The organism is Enterobacter sp. BRE11 (assembly GCF_031844285.1).
GTDB lineage: Bacteria > Pseudomonadota > Gammaproteobacteria > Enterobacterales > Enterobacteriaceae > Pantoea.
In genome coordinates, this window is the sequence record NZ_JAUZUX010000006.1 from 218,091 (window position 1) to 234,971 (window position 16,881).

A 16,881-nucleotide genomic window follows, 5' to 3' on the forward strand; every position below is an offset into this window, starting at 1 on the left:
CCCGGGTATTTTTATGCTTGCTTATAAGATGCCAGCTTATTAAACTCACGAAAACTGAATAATTCATATCAAGTTGTTTACGATAAGAGAATATATGGATCTTGTCCAGCTACGCATGTTCTGTTCCGTGGCCGAAACCGGTTCGCTGGCGCGCGCTGCGGAACAGCTCCATCGCGTCCCCTCCAACCTCACCACGCGGCTGCGTCAGCTGGAAGAGGAGATGGGCGTCGATCTGTTTATACGCGAGAAACAGCGCATTCGCCTGTCGCCGATGGGCCATAATTTCCTTAACTACGCGCAGCGCATCCTGGCACTGAGCGACGAGGCACTGAGCATGGCGCGCGCGGGTGAACCGGCCGGCAACTTTGCGCTCGGCTCGATGGAGAGCACCGCCGCAACGCGCCTGCCAGGCCTGCTGGCGGCCTATCATCAGCGCTTCCCGAAGGTGTCGCTGTCGCTGATCACCGGCACCTCCGGTGAGATTATTGACAAGGTGTGCGAAGGCACGCTGGCCGCCGCGCTGGTAGACGGTCCCGCGCCTTATGACGATCTCAACGGCTGCATCGCCTTTCGCGAAACCCTGACGCTGATCACCAGCCTGGATCATGCGCCGGTCGAGAGCGCGCGCGACGCGCAAAATGACACCCTGTTCGCCTTTCGCAACAGCTGCTCCTACCGCGTGAAGCTGGAATCCTGGTACCGGGACAGCGGTGTCGCCCCCGGCAGCGTGATGGAGATCCAGTCCTACCACGCGATGATGGCCTGCGTGGCGGGCGGTGCGGGCGTGGCGATGATCCCCGACTCGGTGCTGAAGCAGATGCCTGAGCGCGCCCGCGTGCAGGCGCATCAGCTGCCGGCGGCTTACCGCGACACCGCCACCTGGCTGATGTGGCGCCGCGACGCCTTTACTCCCAACGTTGAAGCACTGAAGTATTTGATTATTGATATGTTCGACGACCGTCCTCAGGACGACCAGCTGCTGCATCCATTGCAGATGGCAGAGTAGTGGCTGATTAAGCGCTATTTTTATTGATATGACGACCATGGACGCGACCAGACCGGCGCGTCCCCATCTGACCGCAAGAGGGATTGCATGAACATGATTAAAACTCGCGCCGCCGTTGCCTGGGCCGCTGGCGAACCGCTGAAAATCGAAGAAGTGGATTTGATGCCGCCGCAGAAAGGCGAAGTGCTGGTGCGCATCGTTGCTACCGGCGTGTGCCATACCGATGCCTATACCCTGTCCGGCAAAGATCCGGAAGGTGTATTCCCGGCCATCCTCGGCCATGAAGGCGGCGGCGTAGTAGAAGCGGTCGGCGAAGGCGTCACCAGCGTCGAAGTCGGCGATCACGTGATCCCGCTTTACACCCCGGAGTGCGGCAAGTGCAAATTCTGCCTGTCGGGTAAAACCAACCTCTGCCAGGCGATCCGCGCCACTCAGGGCAAAGGCCTGATGCCGGACGGCACCACGCGCTTCTTCAAAGACGGCAAGCCAATTTTCCACTATATGGGCACCTCGACCTTCTCCGAGTACACCGTGGTACCGGAAATTTCGCTGGCGAAAATCAGCAAAGAGGCGCCGCTGGAAGAGGTATGTCTTTTGGGCTGCGGCGTGACCACCGGCATGGGCGCGGTGATGAACACGGCGAAAGTGAAAGAAGGCGATACCGTGGCGATTTTTGGCCTCGGCGGCATCGGCCTGTCGGCGATTATCGGCGCGAAGATGGCGAAAGCGGGCCGCATCATCGCTATCGACATCAACACCAGCAAATTCGACCTGGCGCGCAAACTGGGCGCGACTGACCTGGTAAACCCGAAAGATCATGAGAAGCCGATTCAGGAAGTGATCGTCGAGATGACCGACGGCGGCGTCGATTTCTCTTTTGAGTGCATAGGCAACGTCAACGTAATGCGTTCCGCGCTCGAGTGCTGCCATAAGGGCTGGGGCGAATCGGTGATTATCGGCGTGGCCGGCGCGGGCGAAGAGATCTCAACCCGTCCGTTCCAGCTGGTGACCGGCCGCGTCTGGCGCGGTTCCGCCTTCGGCGGCGTGAAGGGTCGCTCACAGCTGCCGGGCATCGTGCAGGATTACCTCGACGGCAAGTTCGCGCTGAACGACTTTATTACCCACACCATGCCGCTGGAAGAGATCAACGACGCCTTCGACCTGATGCATGAAGGGAAATCGATCCGTTCGGTGGTGCATTTTAACAAGTAATCGGGAGGCGATATGGCATCCACGCTGGAACTGCTGGAAGAACACCGGATGTTCGGCGGCTGGCAGCAACGCTGGCGACATCAGTCAGCCGCGCTTAACTGCCCGATGACCTTCAGCATATTTTTGCCCAATCCGAAAGGCGACACGCCGCCGCCCGCGGTGTGGTTTCTGGCAGGCCTGACCTGCACGGATGAGAACTTCAGCACCAAATCCGGCGCGCAGCGCGTCGCGGCGGAGCTGGGTCTGGTGCTGATTATGCCGGACACCAGCCCGCGCGGCGAGGCGGTCGCCAACGACGAGGCTTACGATCTCGGCCAGGGCGCAGGGTTTTACCTTAACGCCACCCAGGCGCCCTGGTCGGCCCACTTTCGCATGTTCGACTACCTGAGTCAGGAGTTGCCGGCGCTGATCGCCAGCAACTTCAACATCAGCGAGCGGCAGTCGATTATGGGGCATTCGATGGGCGGCCACGGCGCGCTGATGCTGGCGCTGCGTCTCGGCAACCGCTTTGCATCGGCGTCCGCCTTTGCGCCTATTGTTAATCCGAGCGAGGTGCCCTGGGGGCAGAAAGCGTTCAGCGCCTATCTGGGCGATGATCGCGCGGCCTGGCGTGAATATGACAGCTGCGCGCTGATGCGTGAGGTGCAGTCGCGCTTGCCGCTCCTGATCGATCAGGGCGACAGCGATCAGTTCCTGGCGGATCAGCTGCAGCCGGAGCGGCTGGATGTGGTGGCGAAAGAGGTTGGGTTTCCGCTGACGCTGCGCGTGCAGCCGGGCTATGATCACAGCTACTACTTTATTGCGACCTTCGTCGAGGATCATTTGCGCTTCCATGCGCAGCACCTGCTGGTGTAGGTCGTTCAGGGCCGCGATGCGGCCCTGAACGTTTGGCAAGGTGTGCAGCCGACAGGCATTGCGCACACGCGGTTGGCATGACCCGATCGCAAAGACGCAAAAAACGGCATCCCTGCCAGCTCGGCCCGGTGACGGGCGCACCTCATCCCTGAGGTGCGCCCGTCACCGGGCTAACGCGCTGCGTTGTGCAAAAACGCTCCCGGCGTTTTTGTCCCTGTCGCGGGACGCTTTGCTCTTCGGGCCATGCCAACCACGTTCTCAACTCCGCTGCGCGCGGTTTAAACCAGTTCCGAGCCGACCAGCCCGTCAATCATCACCTGCGGCATTCCCTGCGAGCAGTGTTCGATACGTCCTTTCACGCCGTATACCTGCGCCAGCGTCTCCGGCGTAATCACCTGCTCCGGCACGCCGTCCGCTATCAGCGCCCCCTCTTTCAGCATCAGCGCATGGTGCGCATGGCGTAAGGCAATATTGATATCGTGCACCACCACCACGGTGACGATATTGCGCTGGGCGGTTTCGCGCCGCACCAGGTCCATCACGTGGAACTGATAGTTCAGGTCTAGCGCGCTCAGCGGCTCATCCAGCAGCAGCAGCTCCGGGCGACGGATCAGCGACTGCGCCAGGCCGACCAGCTGTTTCTGCCCGCCTGAGAGCTGATCGAGATAGCGCATCGCCAGATGCGAAATGCCAAGCTGCTCCAGCAGATACATCACTTCCGCTTCGCTGGCGGCGTTATGCAAACCGCCCGAGGCGCGCTGCGCCACGATAATCGACTCCAGCACGTGCAGATGCACGCCCGCCGGCAGCGTCTGCGGCAGATAGACTACGCGCTGGGCGCGGCGCGCGAACGGCTGCTGCATCAGCTCTTCGCCGTTCAGCCACAGCTCGCCCTGCCCTTTGTTCAGCCCGGCCAGCGCGCGCAGCAGCGTCGACTTGCCGCAGCCGTTCGGCCCCAGCAGCACGGTAATCTTGCCGCGCGGCAGCAGCGCCACGCTGAGGTCCTCAATCACCTTGCGTTTGGGATAGCCCGCGGTGAAGTGTTTTAACGTCAGACCCTGAGTCATACATTCCCCCGATGGCGTAGGATAATGCTCAGGAAGAACGGCACGCCCACCAGCGAGGTGACGATGCCAACCGGAATAATCACGCCGGGAATAAGGTTCTTGGAGGCGACCGACGCCATCGAGAGCACCAGCGCGCCGGTCAGGGCGCTGGCGGGCAGATAGTAGCGATGGTCTTCGCCGAAGATCATGCGGGCGATATGCGGCGCCACCAGCCCAATAAAGCCGATCGGGCCGACAAAAGCGACCGCCAGCGCGGAGAGAATACTGATGCGCAGCAGCGTCGCCAGGCGCAGGCGGCGCACGTCGATGCCGAAGCTGACGGCGCGATCTTCGCCGAGGCGAAGCGCGGTCAGCTTCCAGCTGCTGAGCAGCGAGAACGGCAGCAGCAGCGCGAAAGCCGCGCTTAGCACGCCGAGCTTCTCCCAGGAGGCGCGCGCCAGGCTGCCCATGGTCCAGAACACTAGCCCCTGCAGGGTATCTTCGCTGGCGATAAACTGCATCATCGACACCAGCGCGTTAAAGGTAAATACCAGCGCGATGCCGAACAGCACCACGCCCGAGGTGGAGACCCGCGTCCAGCGCGTGACGCCGTCGAGCATCAGCGCGGCGAACAGCGCGAACACAAAGGCGTTGGCGGAGATCAGCCACTGATCCGGCACGCCGGGAATGCCGATGCCGAGAATAATCGCCAGCGCCGCGCCGAACGCCGCCGCCGAAGAGACGCCGAGGGTAAAGGGGCTGGCCAGCGGATTATTGAGGATGGTTTGCATCTCGGCGCCCGCCAGTCCGAGGCAAAAGCCGACCACGACCGCCATCAGCGCGTAGGGCAAACGAATATCCCAGACGATGACGCGCGTACCGGCGTCAACCGTGGCGGGATGGAGCAACGATTGCCAGAGAGTCGGCAGCGAGAGGCCGGCCGGGCCAAGGGTAAAGTCCAGCACCAGCGAGGCGATAATCGCCAGCACCAGCACGGCGATCATCAGCATGCGGCGGCGCAATACCTGATGATAGCGGCCCATAGCGCCCTGTGCGGGCAGAGTTGAGTCCGTCATAAAAAGCCTGTTTTAAAGGTTCGGTCGAAAACGCTGCCACAATAGAGCAGATGATAATAATTATCAATTCTTCAACCTAAACAAAACGGCACCTTAACGAAAAAAGCGCGGCCAGGCCGCGCTTACTATGATGGTGAAGGTTAACCTCACGCTTTATGCGTCGGGAATTCCATCTCGCTGTACTTCACGAAGCGGCTGCCGCGCGTCAGCTTATAGCCCATCCAGATCAGCAGAAACAGCGGCAGGCCGATATAGGTAGCGGCGACGCCGTACCAGTCGATGCTGTCGTTGAGGAACGCCTGGTAGTTCTGGCCCAGGGTGATGATCAGACAGAGCACGAAGGCAAAAATCGGGCCGAGCGGGAAAAAGCCCGAGCGGTACGGCAGGTCGTCCAGACTATGGCCCTGCTTGATATAGCCGCGACGGAAACGATAGTGGCTAATGGCGATACCCAGCCAGGCGATAAAACCGGTCATGCCCGAGGTATTCAGCAGCCAGAGATAAACTTCCTGATTGCCGAACTTTGAGGTCAGGAAGCAGAGGCCCGCCACGACGGTGGTCGCCAGCAGCGCGTTGCGCGGCACGCCGCCTTTCGACAGCCGGGCGAAAATGCGCGGCGCTTTGCCTTCGCTTGCCAGGTTATAGAGCATGCGCGTCGAGGCGTACATGCCGGAGTTGCCCGCCGACAGCACCGACGTCAGGATCACCGCGTTCATCACCGCCGCCGCCGAGAGCAGTCCCGCGTTCTGGAACACCAGGGTAAAGGGGCTGACGCTGATGTCGGTCACGTCGTTGTGCAGCAGTTGCGGATCGGTGTAAGGCAGGATCAGGCTGATAATCAGAATCGCGAAGATATAAAACAGCAGAATACGCCAGAACACCTGGCGCACCGCGCGCGGAATGTTTTTCGCCGGATCTTCTGATTCGCCCGCCGCGATGCCGATCAGTTCGGTGCCCTGAAAAGAGAAGCCGACAATCATCGCCACGCCGATCATCGCGGCGAATCCGCCGGCGAACGGCGCGTCGCCGACCTGCCAGTTATGCCAGCCGGCGTGCTCGCCGCCGCGCAGGATGCCCACGATCATCAGTACGCCGACCAGGATAAAAATAATCACGGTGGCGACTTTAATTAATGAGAACCAGTACTCGGCTTCGCCGAAACCTTTTACCGAAATAACGTTAAGCAGGAACATCAGACCCAGGAACAGCGCACTCCAGATCCAGCCCGGCGTATCGGGAAACCAGTAAGTCATCACCAGCTGCGAGGCGACCAGATCCACGGCGATGGTGACCGCCCAGTTGTACCAGTAGTTCCAGCCGAGAGCGAAACCAAAGCCCTCTTCCACATATTTTGCGCCGTAGGTGGCGAAGGAGCCGGAAACCGGCATAAAGGCCGCCAGCTCGCCGAGGCTGGTCATCAGAAAGTAGACCATCAGGCCAATCAGCGCGTAGGAGAGCAGCGCGCCGCCCGGCCCCGCCTGGGAGATGGTGGCGCCGGAGGCCACGAACAGGCCGGTGCCGATCGATCCGCCGATGGCGATCATCGTCAGGTGACGCGCCTTTAACTCACGTCGTAACGCAGGTTGTTGTGTTGTATTTGTGTCGTTATGCATGTGTAAACACTAGGCTCGCTAAAAATGAGGCGCGATTGTAGCAATTCACCCTGCTCTGTATAGCATTGACGCCGTGTTATTAGTTACCTTCATGATCGCCGCTGAATTATAAGCAAAAACCTTTTGCGGCTACTCGCGGCAGTAGGAGAGAAAGCGGTCAAGCGCTCTGGAAAGGTGCTTCTGACGATGATGGATGCGGTACAGCGTGCGCGTCAGGCGCGGCAGCGGAATGGTCAGCTCCACTAAGGTGCCCGCCTCCAGCAGATCGGCGATCACGCGCCGCGACAGGCAGCTGATGCCCATATTGTGCCGCACCGCATGCTTGATCGCCTCAGAGTTGCCCAGCTCCATGCCCAGCTGAAACGCGGGCAGGTGCGAGAGCAGCAGATAGTCGACGATTTCGCGCGTGCCGGAGCCGTGCTCGCGCAGGATCCAGGGGGCGTTGCCGAGACTCTCCAGCGTCACCGGCTGGCGCAGGATTTCCGCATCAGGCGCGGCAAAGACCACCAGCTCATCCTCCAGCCAGGCATCGCTCACCAGCTCGGTCATATGGCACGGCCCTTCGATCAGGCCGACGTCGACGCGAAAATCGGCCACCGCGTTGATCACATCCTGGCTGTTGCCGACGCTCAGCTCCAGCGGCAGGCCGGGAAAGTCGCGGCGATAGGCGGCTATCATGCCCGGCAGCAGGTAATTACCGATAGTGCTGCTGGCGTAGATGCGGATCGCGCCATTGTCCTCTTTAAACAGCTGTTCGATTTCGCTCGCCTGCTCCAGCAGGCCAATGGCGCGCGGATAGAGCAAGCGGCCATGTTCGTTGAGCACCAGCCGCTTGCCGACGCGATCGAATAGCTGCACGCCAAGCTGGCCTTCCAGATCCGCCAGCGCCGCGCTCACCGCCGACTGCGAGAGCGCCAGCACCTGCGACGCCTGCGTGGTTGAACCGCTTTTCAGCACTTCGGTAAAGACTTCTATCTGCCGCAGCGTGATATGCATGGCATCTCCTTACATCGCGTAGCGCTGCACAAGGTAGTACAGCACCGACAGCCAGATCAGCACCATCAAAAACAGGCCGAAGCCGCTGACCACTTTTTTGCCGCGCGCGCGCTGCACTTCGGCGCGCTCCGCGCTGCTGATACGGACGTCGCGTGGCAGCAGACGCAGCAGGATCAGCACGCCGAGCGGAATAATAATCGCATCGTCGAGCAGGCCGACGATCGGGATGAAATCGGGGATCAGATCGATGGGGCTAAGCGCATAGGCCACCAGCCCGAAGGCCAGCAGCTTGAACCACCAGGGCGTGCGCGGGTCGCGACAGGCGAACCACAGCGTCAGCACATCTTTTTTAATCAGGGCGGCCCAGCGGCGTAAACGTCCAAATAACATGTTTCGGCCTTATCGGTTTATCTGGTTAATTATAAATATATTATCAATTTAACTTTTAAGCCAGCGCGGCGCATGCTTTGCCCGACACAAGGAGCAGATTATGACAGAGCTGACTTTTCCCCGACTTCCCTTTTTTATGCAACACCGTTTTCCCGGCCTGCTGCTGACCGTCGCCATTGCCGGCGGCGCGGCCTGGCTGGCGCAGCGCCCGGCGATCGCTGGCCTGGGCCTCGGCGCGCTGACGCTGGCGATTATGCTCGGCATTCTGGTCGGCAACACGCTTTACCCTTCCCTCGCCCCGCACTGCGATGCGGGCGTGCTGATGGCGAAGCAGAAGCTGTTGCGCCTCGGCGTTATTCTGTTCGGTTTCCGCATTACGCTGCAGCAGATCGCTGACGTCGGCGCGAGCGGCGTGCTGATAGACGTGCTGACGCTGAGCTCAACCTTCTTTATTACCTGTCTGCTGGGCATCCGGCTGCTGAAGCTCGACCGCGAAACGGTCTGGCTGATCGGCGCGGGCAGCAGCATCTGCGGCGCGGCGGCGGTGCTCGCCACCGAACCCGTGGTGAGAGCGTCACCGACGAAAGTGGCGGTGGCCGTAGCGACCGTGGTGCTGTTCGGCACCCTGGCTATCTTGATCTATCCCCCGCTCTGGCTGCTGGCGCAACACCATTTCCCGCAGCTGAGCATCGCGCAGTTCGGCATCTTTACCGGTTCGACCATCCACGAGGTGGCGCAGGTGGTGGCGGCCGGTCATGCGGTCGGCCCGGAGGCGGAGAACAGCGCGGTGATCGCTAAAATGCTGCGCGTCATGATGCTGGCACCGTTTCTGCTCTGCCTGAGCGGCTGGCTGCGCCGCGCGCCGCAGCCAACGCAGCGCCAGGGCATCGCGTTTCCCTGGTTCGCGCTCGGTTTTGTCGGCGTGGCGCTGTTTAATTCTCTGCATCTGCTGCCGACCGCGTGGGTCGCCAATATTAATCAGGTCGCTAACCTGATGCTGGCGATGGCGATGGCGGCGCTCGGCCTCACCACGCGCTTCGGCGCGCTGCGTCAGGCAGGCGTGAAACCGCTGCTGCTGGGGCTGATGGTATTCGTCTGGCTGATCGTCGGCGGCGGCGCCATCAATCTGCTGGCGCAGCATTTCTTGCAGTAGACGCATCGGGTATGATGCGGGCTTCTTTTAGTCAGCCTTTTCAGGAGAAGCGGCATGAAATATATCGGCGCACACGTCAGCGCGTCTGGCGGCGTAGAGCAGGCAGTGATTCGTGCCCATGAACTGGAAGCCACCGCGTTTGCCCTGTTTACCAAGAATCAGCGGCAGTGGAAGGCGGCCCCGCTTTCGGCGGAGACCATCGACGCCTTTAAGGCCGCCTGCGAAAAATATCACTTTGGCCCGCAGCAGATCCTGCCGCACGACAGCTTTCTGATTAACCTGGGCCATCCGGAAGCGGAGCCGCTGGAGAAGTCGCGCGCCGCTTTTATCGACGAGATGCAGCGCGCCGAGCAGCTGGGTCTGACGCTGCTTAACTTCCATCCCGGCAGCCATCTTAACAAGATCGACGAAGAGGCGTGCCTGAAGCACATCGCCGAGTCGGTGAATATCGCGCTGGATAAGACCTCGCAGGTGGTGGCGGTCATCGAGAATACCGCCGGTCAGGGCAGCAACCTCGGCTTTCGCTTTGAACATCTGGCGACCATTATTGAGCACGTCGAGGATAAATCGCGCGTCGGCGTCTGCATTGATACCTGTCACGCCTTCGCGGGCGGCTACGATCTGCGTACCGAAGCGGCGTGCGAAGAGACCTTTGCCGAGTTCGAGCGTATCGTCGGCTTCCAGTATTTGCGCGGCATGCACCTTAACGACGCCAAGAGCGCCTTCGGCAGCCGCGTTGACCGCCATCACAGCCTGGGCGAAGGCAATATAGGCAAAACGCCGTTTAGCTGGCTGATGAAAGATGCGCGCTTCGATGGCATTCCGCTGATTCTGGAGACCATTAATCCGGATATCTGGAAAGATGAGATCGCCTGGCTGAAGGCAGAGCAGAAGAATTAACACCGCCTTGCTGCCCGCACACCGTCCAAAGGTTAACAGCGGGTGGCATGGGCCGAAGAGCAGAGCGTCCCACGCTATGGGCAAAACGCCGGGGAGGCCGCAGAAGGAATTGTGGAGTAGCTATCGCTTTAAGGTAACGAGCTGATTATAAACTTAAATCACAGTCAGCTTCGGCTGGGGTTGAATATTCAAGAGAGGGAAATTTTGACGGGTCGCGGATAACGATAGTGCCTTCACTCACCGCCGACGTCGTGGTGGAGTCCGCGCTGTCCGAGCCGCTCAGCCCCGCCAGCATCCCGTTCGCCATGTTTCCGCCGAACTGTCCGGCGAGGCCGCCGCCGGTGCTTATCCCTGCGCTCTGATGCTCCACCTTATAGTCCGCGTGGTTCTCTATGTTGCCGAAGCCCAGCGTGCCGGTGTCGAGCGTATTCAGGCTGGCATCTGCTGTACTCGCAATGACCGCGCCGTTCAGCTGCGTGTGCTCACCCACCGTCACGTTAAAGCCGCCCTTACCCGCAAAAATCCCGGTCTGCTCCGCCACGCTCTGCCAGGTGCTGTGCATCTTATCCCGGCTCACGTTCACGTTCGCCGAGCCGGTCATCGAGCCGAAGGTGAAGCTGCCGCCCGCGCCGGCGCTCTGCTGCTTACTGTCGTAGCGGTCACTGTCCTGCCTGCCTGCTCGCCAGCGTCACCTCGCGGCCGGCGCTCACCTGCGTTTCCGTATGGGTGACGCCGCTGCCCTGCTTGCTGCCTTTTGCCCTTGTTAACGCTGAGCGTTCCGCTGATGAACCTTAGGATGGTCAGCGCGAGGCTGAAGATTTTTCTGGGCGCGCTGAATCAGGCGTGGGAGATGCCGGTTATCATAAGATGGTAAGGGCGGCTGAAGAAAAGGGTAATCCCGGCCGGGATGGCCGGAATTTGAGCAGCTAAACTTATGAATAAGGACTGTCATTATAAGGTGCATTGAAGTACGTCAGAACCCGCTGTACCCCAAGCCCGCAAAAGCATCGTCGGTTATTGTCCCAACGGTGGCAGACCGAATCTATTACCTCAACTGACCATCAAAGGACGTTGGCTGGAACAGTGGGGATTTATCAAAGGTCAGCCTGTAAACATCATCGCCGAACAGGGCCAGTTGATTATCCGCATCGTGCACATCAGGGAGGAGAATACATGAATATCACTTTTATTTCCGGGCCAATCCCGGAACTGACCATCACGGGCAGCCAGCTGGCCGTGATGGGATTTACTACCGACACGCTGATTCGGTTAACGCTGCGTGATAACACACTTTCGGTAACAACCGTGGCCGATGAGGCGGAGTGGGAAGAACTCTGCGAAGCCAGCCAGCAGTGGCAGGATTCAGGGGCGGACTGGGTGCGGGATAACGGTGAAGTGATTATCGGCGGTGACTGGCTGACCGGCTTCGGTATCACTGAGGCGGAACAGCTGGAGGTTACCACTGCGTCCGGTGTGATTCGGTTGCGGCGGAGGTAAACGGAAGGATTAAAGGCTTAAATGTAAAAATCCCGGCCAGTATGAAGCGAACTCCGAAAGTTGGCCGGGATCTTCCGCTAAAAAATAGAAGTCTATTTTTTACTGACCTCACCAATATACCAGTGCTCTGAATGATAAAGCTCACCGTCATCGTTTTCACAGACCCTTAGTATTCCTAACTCTGAAAAACCTCTCGGTAATTTTAAACCCCACTCTCTGATTAAACTTCTATCACGCAGTAAACTTAACTGTCCAAAAAAATTAACCCCCGGCGATGTATGCATATCGAAATACTCTTCAGAAGTAAATAAACATAATTCACTTGAAAACATATCAGGCAAAACAATACTGCACGTAACTCTTATATCATTTTCATTAGCAGGCTTAGCTTGATGAATTTCATATGCTGCATTTATCAATGCTTGTGCACAATATGACTGAACATCACGACTGGTTTGCTTCCCTTGAACCAGTGAAAAATGCACCGGGATTTTGACATTCCAGTAGCCATAAGAGTAGTCTTCAGAATTAATCTCTGGAAATTTAGACGCGTACGACTCCGACCATCTCTTTAATGATCTTAATCTGCGTGGTATTCCTCGCAATTTCTTATTACTCATTGCTAGTTGCCGCATTATATTTTCCTTCCCTTAGCTGCTTCAGTCTTAACCTTATTGATAGTCCCATCAAGATTTAATACTGCCTTGAATTTACCTTTACTGTCGAATACTTCAAGATGATTTTTATGCTGCCCATCCAGATAGAATTGATCGCCTTTTTTTATCACATCGCCAATGTCACTACTTGCTTTATAAATGCTCTGACCTTGATATATTTGACTACTTTTTTGAGCACTATTTTTTATCTGAGCACCAAGCCCCTGTTGGGTAAGAAATTCTTTCATATTTCCCACGGCTCCAGCATTTGGCACATGTGGAACTTTTTTACCCGGTAATATAATCCCGGCCAGCATGCCGCCCGTAGCTTCCAGCGCCACTTGATTCCCTTCGGATGCCTGTTTGATTGTGGCAGCAACCGCAGACCAGGTATCGCTGCTCATCAGCGCCTTAACGCTGTCCGCTACCGCCTGATTCTTACCGGACAGGTCATTAAGCGCCGTTCCGCAGTAACTGTCCCCGGTAGCACATGACGCCAGCGCCATTGCTGCGTCAGCAGCGTAATCAGCTCCACCTAATGCCGCATCGCCGGTATCGGCAAGGGCATTGATAATGCCGTTGGCGATGGAAGAGGTTGTACCCTCACCCAGCTTTTCCCTGACCTGATCCTTCAGGGATTCAGCGACCTGTTTCGCCGTTGCCCGCGCTTGGTCACCGCTAAGCGAGTTGAATTCGAGCGACGTTTTTCCTGCCTGCGCACCCGCCACAACATCTGCCGTGCTGTCTCCCACCACGCCGCCAGCCAGACCCGCCGCAAGCGTCCCCAGCGCACTTATCGTCTGCCGCTGCTCTTCGCTCAGGTCCTCACGCTTGACGCCCGGATACAGCTGCTGCGCGATGTACTCGCCCATCACCGCGCCCGACGCACCCGCCAGCCCGCTGTTGCCCGCTGCATACGAGGTTACCGCACCCAGCACCGCGTGCGCCATCAGGTTCGCTTCGGTATTAACCTTACCGTTCGCGTCCGTCGTCAGCTCATGTATCTTTTCCGCCACATACGGCGCTGCCGCGCCGCTCAGCGCCTGCGCCACGTTTCCGCCAGACAGGCCCTGCACCGCTGCCGTCACCGCGCTGATGGCACGCTGCACCTTACCGCCCGTTCCGAATTCGCTTTCCGCAAACGCCTGCTTATAGAGGTTGCTGTAAACCTGCTTACTGACGTCACTTTCGCTGTACTGCTTCGTCGGATCCTTCGCTTTCAGCTCCGCCAGCGCCCTGTCGCGGTCGGCCTGCGTGACGCCGGACATCTTCTCATTGGCAGCACGGGTCGCGATTATCTGGCCCTGCGTCCTGGCTATATCCCCTGCCTGTGTCCCTATCTCACCTATCAGACCAATCCCAACTCTATGGGTGAAGTTTTATCCTCTCTTCGATCTAAAAACCTTTAAGTTTAAATAGCCTGGAAATAACAAAAACCACACCAGTGAAAATGCCAATCACACAACCAATTTTAACAGTTTAAAGTACATTGATTTTCGTCAAATCGAAAGTTCCTGTTAGCACCCAAACTAAAATGTCTATAGACAAAACTATACATAGGAAACTAACAACAATCCCTAACATACAGGCTAGAAATAGAATCAGAAGATTTAATAGCTTCTCATTTAAGGATTTCATTTCAATTTATCCTCAATGATTGGCTCAAGTTTTTTTCCACCATACTCGGAAAAGAAAGATCCTCCTATGTCGCCAAAACTACCAGGAATGTTACTTGGCATTACTTCTTTTGAGATACCAAAATCACCTTTAATCTCTGTATACTTTTGCAAAACAGAATTAAACTGCGGATCCCAGCCATTTTTCCACCAGTTTGCTCCTGCACTTGTACCCCAAGAAATTCCTTTTCCTATACTGTAACCAATGCCTGCACCGATACCATTTGTTATTGCTCCAGTTAGTGGATTTTTATCATCTATCCAGTTACCAAGCGCACCACCTGCGGCATTCCAGCCGACCGCACCAACCAGCCCATTGCCCATGGTGATAACGTTTACCCAGCCAGCAATTGCAGAATTCGCCGGGTCTATCGTGCCATCCGCCAGATAACTGATACCTGCATTCGCACACGCTCTGAGTCCCCACATAGCCTGAGCACCACCCGGTAATAGCCCTACACTCCCTGTTGCAAGTGCAAGCCCGACAGCATCACGCTCATTTATTGCCTTCTGGCATGCGTCTCCTCCGGGGTTATCAGAGCAACTAGCCATATCCACCCCATGCTGACGTATCCATGCAGCCTGACCCTCTTCCGTTCCGCCAAACAAGTTGTGATTAACTGCGTTCTGGCTCGCCTGCGCACCCGACACAGCATCAGCCGTGCTGTCACCCACCACGCCGCTCGCAAGACCCGCCGCCAGCTTCCCCAGCGCACCTATCGTCTGCTTCTCGGTTTCCGACAGGTCACCAACTGCTTTACCCGGATACAGCTGGTTCATAACCAGCTTCGCCATTACCTCACCGCTGACCGCACCCGCTGCGCCCGCCAGCGCTGAGTTACCGGATGCGTAAGACGCTACCGCACCAACAACCGCATGCGCCATCGCCTGAGCCTCCGGATTGCCTTCCGTCAGCTTATGTATCTGCTCCGCCAAATACGGACTGGCCGCGCCGCTCAGCGCTTGGCCGATATTCCCCCCTGACAGCCCTGCACCGCCGCCGTTACCGCGCTGATGCCCTGCTGAAGTGCGCTGCCAGTCCCGAACGGCTTCATCGCCGTGTCGTAAGCCTGCTTCGCTATCTCATCTGGCGTCGGGTTCAGCTTCCCTTTTCCGGCCAGTTCTTCCCTCGCAGCCGCCAGCGCCGCCGGGTCCTGCTGTGCCTTCATGCCCGCTATCTGGCCCTGCGTCCGCGCGATATCCCCCGCCTGCACGCCGATTTCCCCTATCAGCTGCGCCGCCTTCAGCCGGTTCTGCTCCTTCTCCTTGTCAAAGATGACTTGGGTTAGCGAATATCAAATATCCAGAATATAAAACCGGTGGGAATACCTAATAAGCTTATCTTTAAGATTGTAACAACCTCTTCTTTTCCGAAAGGGAATGGCTTATCAAAATCCCATATCAGCCAACCTTTAAGAAAATAAGAAAAGGTTCCTCCTAACATAATAACCAGGCAAATGCCGAAGCATAAATAAATCAACAACCATGTGGATTTCTTTGGTTTATTTAGGTTCATTTTTTTCTCCTGGAGTAACCTTTTTTAGGTTGTCTCCTACGATTCCAGAAACAGAGGAATCAATAGCATTAGCACTTATTGAAGGTATTGAGCTTTGTGGTACAGGCTTGGTTATAGTCCAGACACCGGTTGGAACCCATTCATATTGCTTCGATATCGGATTAAATATTTTATCAGCCTGAACCTTCAAAACATTACCCGCAGCATAACCCACAGAAGTCCCCGCCTTACTCAGCAGCGCTGCCATAAACGGATCGTCACCGCTGATTTCAGCCTGGTAATAACCACCCGCTGCATTCCACGTCATTACTTGATTATAACCTTTACCAGCGGTAACCGCCCCGATCACACCAGAACCAATCAAGTCTGACAGGCTTACTTTTCCGGTTGTACCATACTGTATACCAGCCCCTAAGCCAGCCCCAACCCCCACTGCAATAAGCTGCTCTTTGGTATTATTCACGGCATTCGTAATAATGGCCTTTCCACCCATTACCGCTACCGGCCAGGACGTTGGGGTCATGATTACATCCATAACCCGATCTCCGGTCGTGATATTATCCTTCAAAAATTTAAGATCAGAGCCATTAAGATATTTAACTATCGCCGCTGCATCCGGATCTTTTAGTTTCTCATCCAGCCTTACCTGATGTTTATCAGCATCCAGCGCAACGTTAGTGGCCGCCTGAACCAGTTCTTCCCAGCTCACGCAGGCAACACCGCCTCCGGTACAGGCTTCGGCCAGTTCCTTACTGTTTTCGTTGCTGATATCGATGTATTTCTTAATCACGGCCTGACAGTCACCGCCGGACGCCTTACAGTCGGAGAGTTCTTTATCAAGCGCTCTCGCTTCTGTGCTGCTCAGATGATTATTCTCAACCGCGTTTTTACCCGCCTGCGCACCCGCTACCGCGTCCGCCGTGCTGTCACCAGCGACGCCGCCCGCAAGGCCCGCCGCTAATGTCCCCAGCGCGCTGACCGTCTGCTTCTCCGTTTCCGTCAGGTCGCTGACCGCTTTACCCGGATACAGCTGGTTCATCACCAGCTTCGCCATCAGTTCGCCGCTGACCCCGCCCGCCGCCCCCGTCAGCGCTGAGTTGCCGGATGCGTAAGAGGTTACTGCACCCAGTACCACGTGCGCCATTGCCTGCGCTTCCGGGTTGCCTTCTGTCAGCTTATGTATCTCCGTCGCGAGGTACGGACTCGCCGCACCGCTCACCGCCTGCGCCACGTTTCCGCCCGACAGCCCCTGCACCGCCGCCGTGACCGCGCTGATGGCACGCTGCACT

Annotated in this window: 16 protein-coding genes and 2 pseudogenes; 7 read left to right on the forward strand and 11 right to left on the reverse strand. The window is 57.4% G+C overall.

What is annotated here, in order from left to right; translation table 11 throughout:
* The first annotated feature begins 94 nt into the window (after positions 1-94).
* The 3 genes from ptrR to fghA all read left to right on the forward strand — a co-directional run bounded on the left by ptrR (position 95) and on the right by fghA (position 3,073).
* Positions 95-1,006: a putrescine utilization regulator PtrR gene (gene ptrR / locus Q9R34_RS08580; protein WP_485893117.1), complete on the forward strand. Its 912-nt coding sequence runs from the start codon at positions 95-97 to the stop codon at positions 1,004-1,006.
* Positions 1,007-1,093: 87 nt separating this feature from the next.
* Complete coding sequence (locus tag Q9R34_RS08585) at positions 1,094-2,218, forward strand: S-(hydroxymethyl)glutathione dehydrogenase/class III alcohol dehydrogenase (protein ID WP_033750320.1); 1,125 nt, start codon at positions 1,094-1,096, stop codon at positions 2,216-2,218.
* Between the two features lie 12 nt (positions 2,219-2,230).
* Entirely contained in the window at positions 2,231-3,073 is an 843-nt protein-coding gene (fghA, locus tag Q9R34_RS08590; protein WP_485893118.1) for an S-formylglutathione hydrolase, read from the forward strand.
* 278 nt (positions 3,074-3,351) lie between these two features.
* On the opposite strand, the gene Q9R34_RS08595 is transcribed toward fghA, so the two are convergent.
* From Q9R34_RS08595 to Q9R34_RS08615, 5 genes are all read right to left on the reverse strand, one after another.
* Positions 3,352-4,140, reverse strand: a complete 789-nt coding sequence (locus tag Q9R34_RS08595; RefSeq protein WP_485893119.1) for an ABC transporter ATP-binding protein — start codon at positions 4,138-4,140, stop codon at positions 3,352-3,354.
* Positions 4,137-5,195, reverse strand: coding sequence for a FecCD family ABC transporter permease (locus tag Q9R34_RS08600; RefSeq protein WP_033750328.1), 1,059 nt, complete (start codon positions 5,193-5,195; stop codon positions 4,137-4,139). The genes Q9R34_RS08595 and Q9R34_RS08600 overlap by 4 nt, the downstream gene beginning before the upstream one ends.
* 146 nt (positions 5,196-5,341) lie before the next feature.
* Positions 5,342-6,808 (reverse strand): amino acid permease, encoded by a 1,467-nt coding sequence (locus tag Q9R34_RS08605; RefSeq protein WP_485893120.1) that lies wholly within the window; start codon positions 6,806-6,808, stop codon positions 5,342-5,344.
* A 129-nt stretch (positions 6,809-6,937) separates the two neighbouring features.
* Positions 6,938-7,804 carry a DNA-binding transcriptional regulator YeiE gene (yieE, locus tag Q9R34_RS08610; protein WP_434122827.1) on the reverse strand — a complete coding sequence of 289 codons (867 nt, stop codon included), beginning with the start codon at positions 7,802-7,804 and terminating at the stop codon, positions 6,938-6,940.
* A gap of 9 nt (positions 7,805-7,813) precedes the next feature.
* The gene (locus tag Q9R34_RS08615) at positions 7,814-8,194 is read right to left on the reverse strand and encodes a YkvA family protein (RefSeq protein ID WP_434122826.1); all 381 of its coding nucleotides are present in this window, start codon (positions 8,192-8,194) and stop codon (positions 7,814-7,816) included.
* Positions 8,195-8,294: 100 nt separating this feature from the next.
* Between Q9R34_RS08615 and Q9R34_RS08620 the strand changes: the two genes are divergently transcribed.
* Positions 8,295-9,347, forward strand: coding sequence for a YeiH family protein (locus Q9R34_RS08620; protein ID WP_434122825.1), 1,053 nt, complete (start codon positions 8,295-8,297; stop codon positions 9,345-9,347).
* Between the two features lie 54 nt (positions 9,348-9,401).
* On the forward strand, positions 9,402-10,247 hold the full coding sequence (gene nfo / locus Q9R34_RS08625; RefSeq protein WP_485893121.1) for a deoxyribonuclease IV: 846 nt from the start codon (positions 9,402-9,404) through the stop codon (positions 10,245-10,247).
* 211 nt (positions 10,248-10,458) lie between these two features.
* Here nfo and Q9R34_RS08630 read toward each other — a convergent pair.
* Positions 10,459-10,957 (reverse strand): annotated as a pseudogene (locus Q9R34_RS08630) (hemagglutinin repeat-containing protein); the annotation flags it as partial.
* 296 nt (positions 10,958-11,253) lie between these two features.
* Here Q9R34_RS08630 and Q9R34_RS08635 point away from each other — a divergent pair.
* Both Q9R34_RS08635 and Q9R34_RS08640 read left to right on the forward strand, forming a co-directional pair.
* Entirely contained in the window at positions 11,254-11,424 is a 171-nt protein-coding gene (locus tag Q9R34_RS08635) for a SymE family type I addiction module toxin (RefSeq protein WP_485893134.1), read from the forward strand.
* The gene (locus Q9R34_RS08640) at positions 11,421-11,744 is read left to right on the forward strand and encodes a hypothetical protein (RefSeq protein WP_485893122.1); all 324 of its coding nucleotides are present in this window, start codon (positions 11,421-11,423) and stop codon (positions 11,742-11,744) included. The genes Q9R34_RS08635 and Q9R34_RS08640 overlap by 4 nt, the downstream gene beginning before the upstream one ends.
* Positions 11,745-11,836: 92 nt before the next feature.
* On the opposite strand, the gene Q9R34_RS08645 is transcribed toward Q9R34_RS08640, so the two are convergent.
* The 5 genes and pseudogenes from Q9R34_RS08645 to Q9R34_RS08665 all read right to left on the reverse strand — a co-directional run.
* Positions 11,837-12,379, reverse strand: coding sequence for a DUF3916 domain-containing protein (locus Q9R34_RS08645; protein ID WP_485893123.1), 543 nt, complete (start codon positions 12,377-12,379; stop codon positions 11,837-11,839).
* On the reverse strand, positions 12,379-13,668 hold the full coding sequence (locus tag Q9R34_RS08650; protein ID WP_485893124.1) for a VENN motif pre-toxin domain-containing protein: 1,290 nt from the start codon (positions 13,666-13,668) through the stop codon (positions 12,379-12,381). The genes Q9R34_RS08645 and Q9R34_RS08650 overlap by 1 nt, the downstream gene beginning before the upstream one ends.
* A gap of 366 nt (positions 13,669-14,034) precedes the next feature.
* A pseudogene (locus Q9R34_RS08655) lies at positions 14,035-15,353 on the reverse strand (VENN motif pre-toxin domain-containing protein); the annotation flags it as partial.
* A gap of 8 nt (positions 15,354-15,361) precedes the next feature.
* Positions 15,362-15,592, reverse strand: a complete 231-nt coding sequence (locus Q9R34_RS08660; RefSeq protein WP_485893125.1) for a hypothetical protein — start codon at positions 15,590-15,592, stop codon at positions 15,362-15,364.
* The coding region (locus Q9R34_RS08665) for a VENN motif pre-toxin domain-containing protein (protein ID WP_485893126.1) at positions 15,579-16,881 on the reverse strand (1,303 nt) is incomplete at its 5' end. The genes Q9R34_RS08665 and Q9R34_RS08660, both read right to left, overlap by 14 nt.

Coding starts and splice junctions, on each gene's coding strand:
- ptrR (WP_485893117.1), top strand. CDS start 95: ATGGATCTTGTCCAGCTACGCATGTTCTGTTCCGTGGCCGAAACCGGT.
- Q9R34_RS08585 (WP_033750320.1), top strand. CDS start 1,094: ATGAACATGATTAAAACTCGCGCCGCCGTTGCCTGGGCCGCTGGCGAA.
- fghA (WP_485893118.1), top strand. CDS start 2,231: ATGGCATCCACGCTGGAACTGCTGGAAGAACACCGGATGTTCGGCGGC.
- Q9R34_RS08595 (WP_485893119.1), bottom strand. CDS start 4,140: ATGACTCAGGGTCTGACGTTAAAACACTTCACCGCGGGCTATCCCAAA.
- Q9R34_RS08600 (WP_033750328.1), bottom strand. CDS start 5,195: ATGACGGACTCAACTCTGCCCGCACAGGGCGCTATGGGCCGCTATCAT.
- Q9R34_RS08605 (WP_485893120.1), bottom strand. CDS start 6,808: ATGCATAACGACACAAATACAACACAACAACCTGCGTTACGACGTGAG.
- yieE (WP_434122827.1), bottom strand. CDS start 7,804: ATGCATATCACGCTGCGGCAGATAGAAGTCTTTACCGAAGTGCTGAAA.
- Q9R34_RS08615 (WP_434122826.1), bottom strand. CDS start 8,194: ATGTTATTTGGACGTTTACGCCGCTGGGCCGCCCTGATTAAAAAAGAT.
- Q9R34_RS08620 (WP_434122825.1), top strand. CDS start 8,295: ATGACAGAGCTGACTTTTCCCCGACTTCCCTTTTTTATGCAACACCGT.
- nfo (WP_485893121.1), top strand. CDS start 9,402: ATGAAATATATCGGCGCACACGTCAGCGCGTCTGGCGGCGTAGAGCAG.
- Q9R34_RS08640 (WP_485893122.1), top strand. CDS start 11,421: ATGAATATCACTTTTATTTCCGGGCCAATCCCGGAACTGACCATCACG.
- Q9R34_RS08645 (WP_485893123.1), bottom strand. CDS start 12,379: ATGCGGCAACTAGCAATGAGTAATAAGAAATTGCGAGGAATACCACGC.
- Q9R34_RS08650 (WP_485893124.1), bottom strand. CDS start 13,668: ATGTCCGGCGTCACGCAGGCCGACCGCGACAGGGCGCTGGCGGAGCTG.
- Q9R34_RS08660 (WP_485893125.1), bottom strand. CDS start 15,592: ATGAACCTAAATAAACCAAAGAAATCCACATGGTTGTTGATTTATTTA.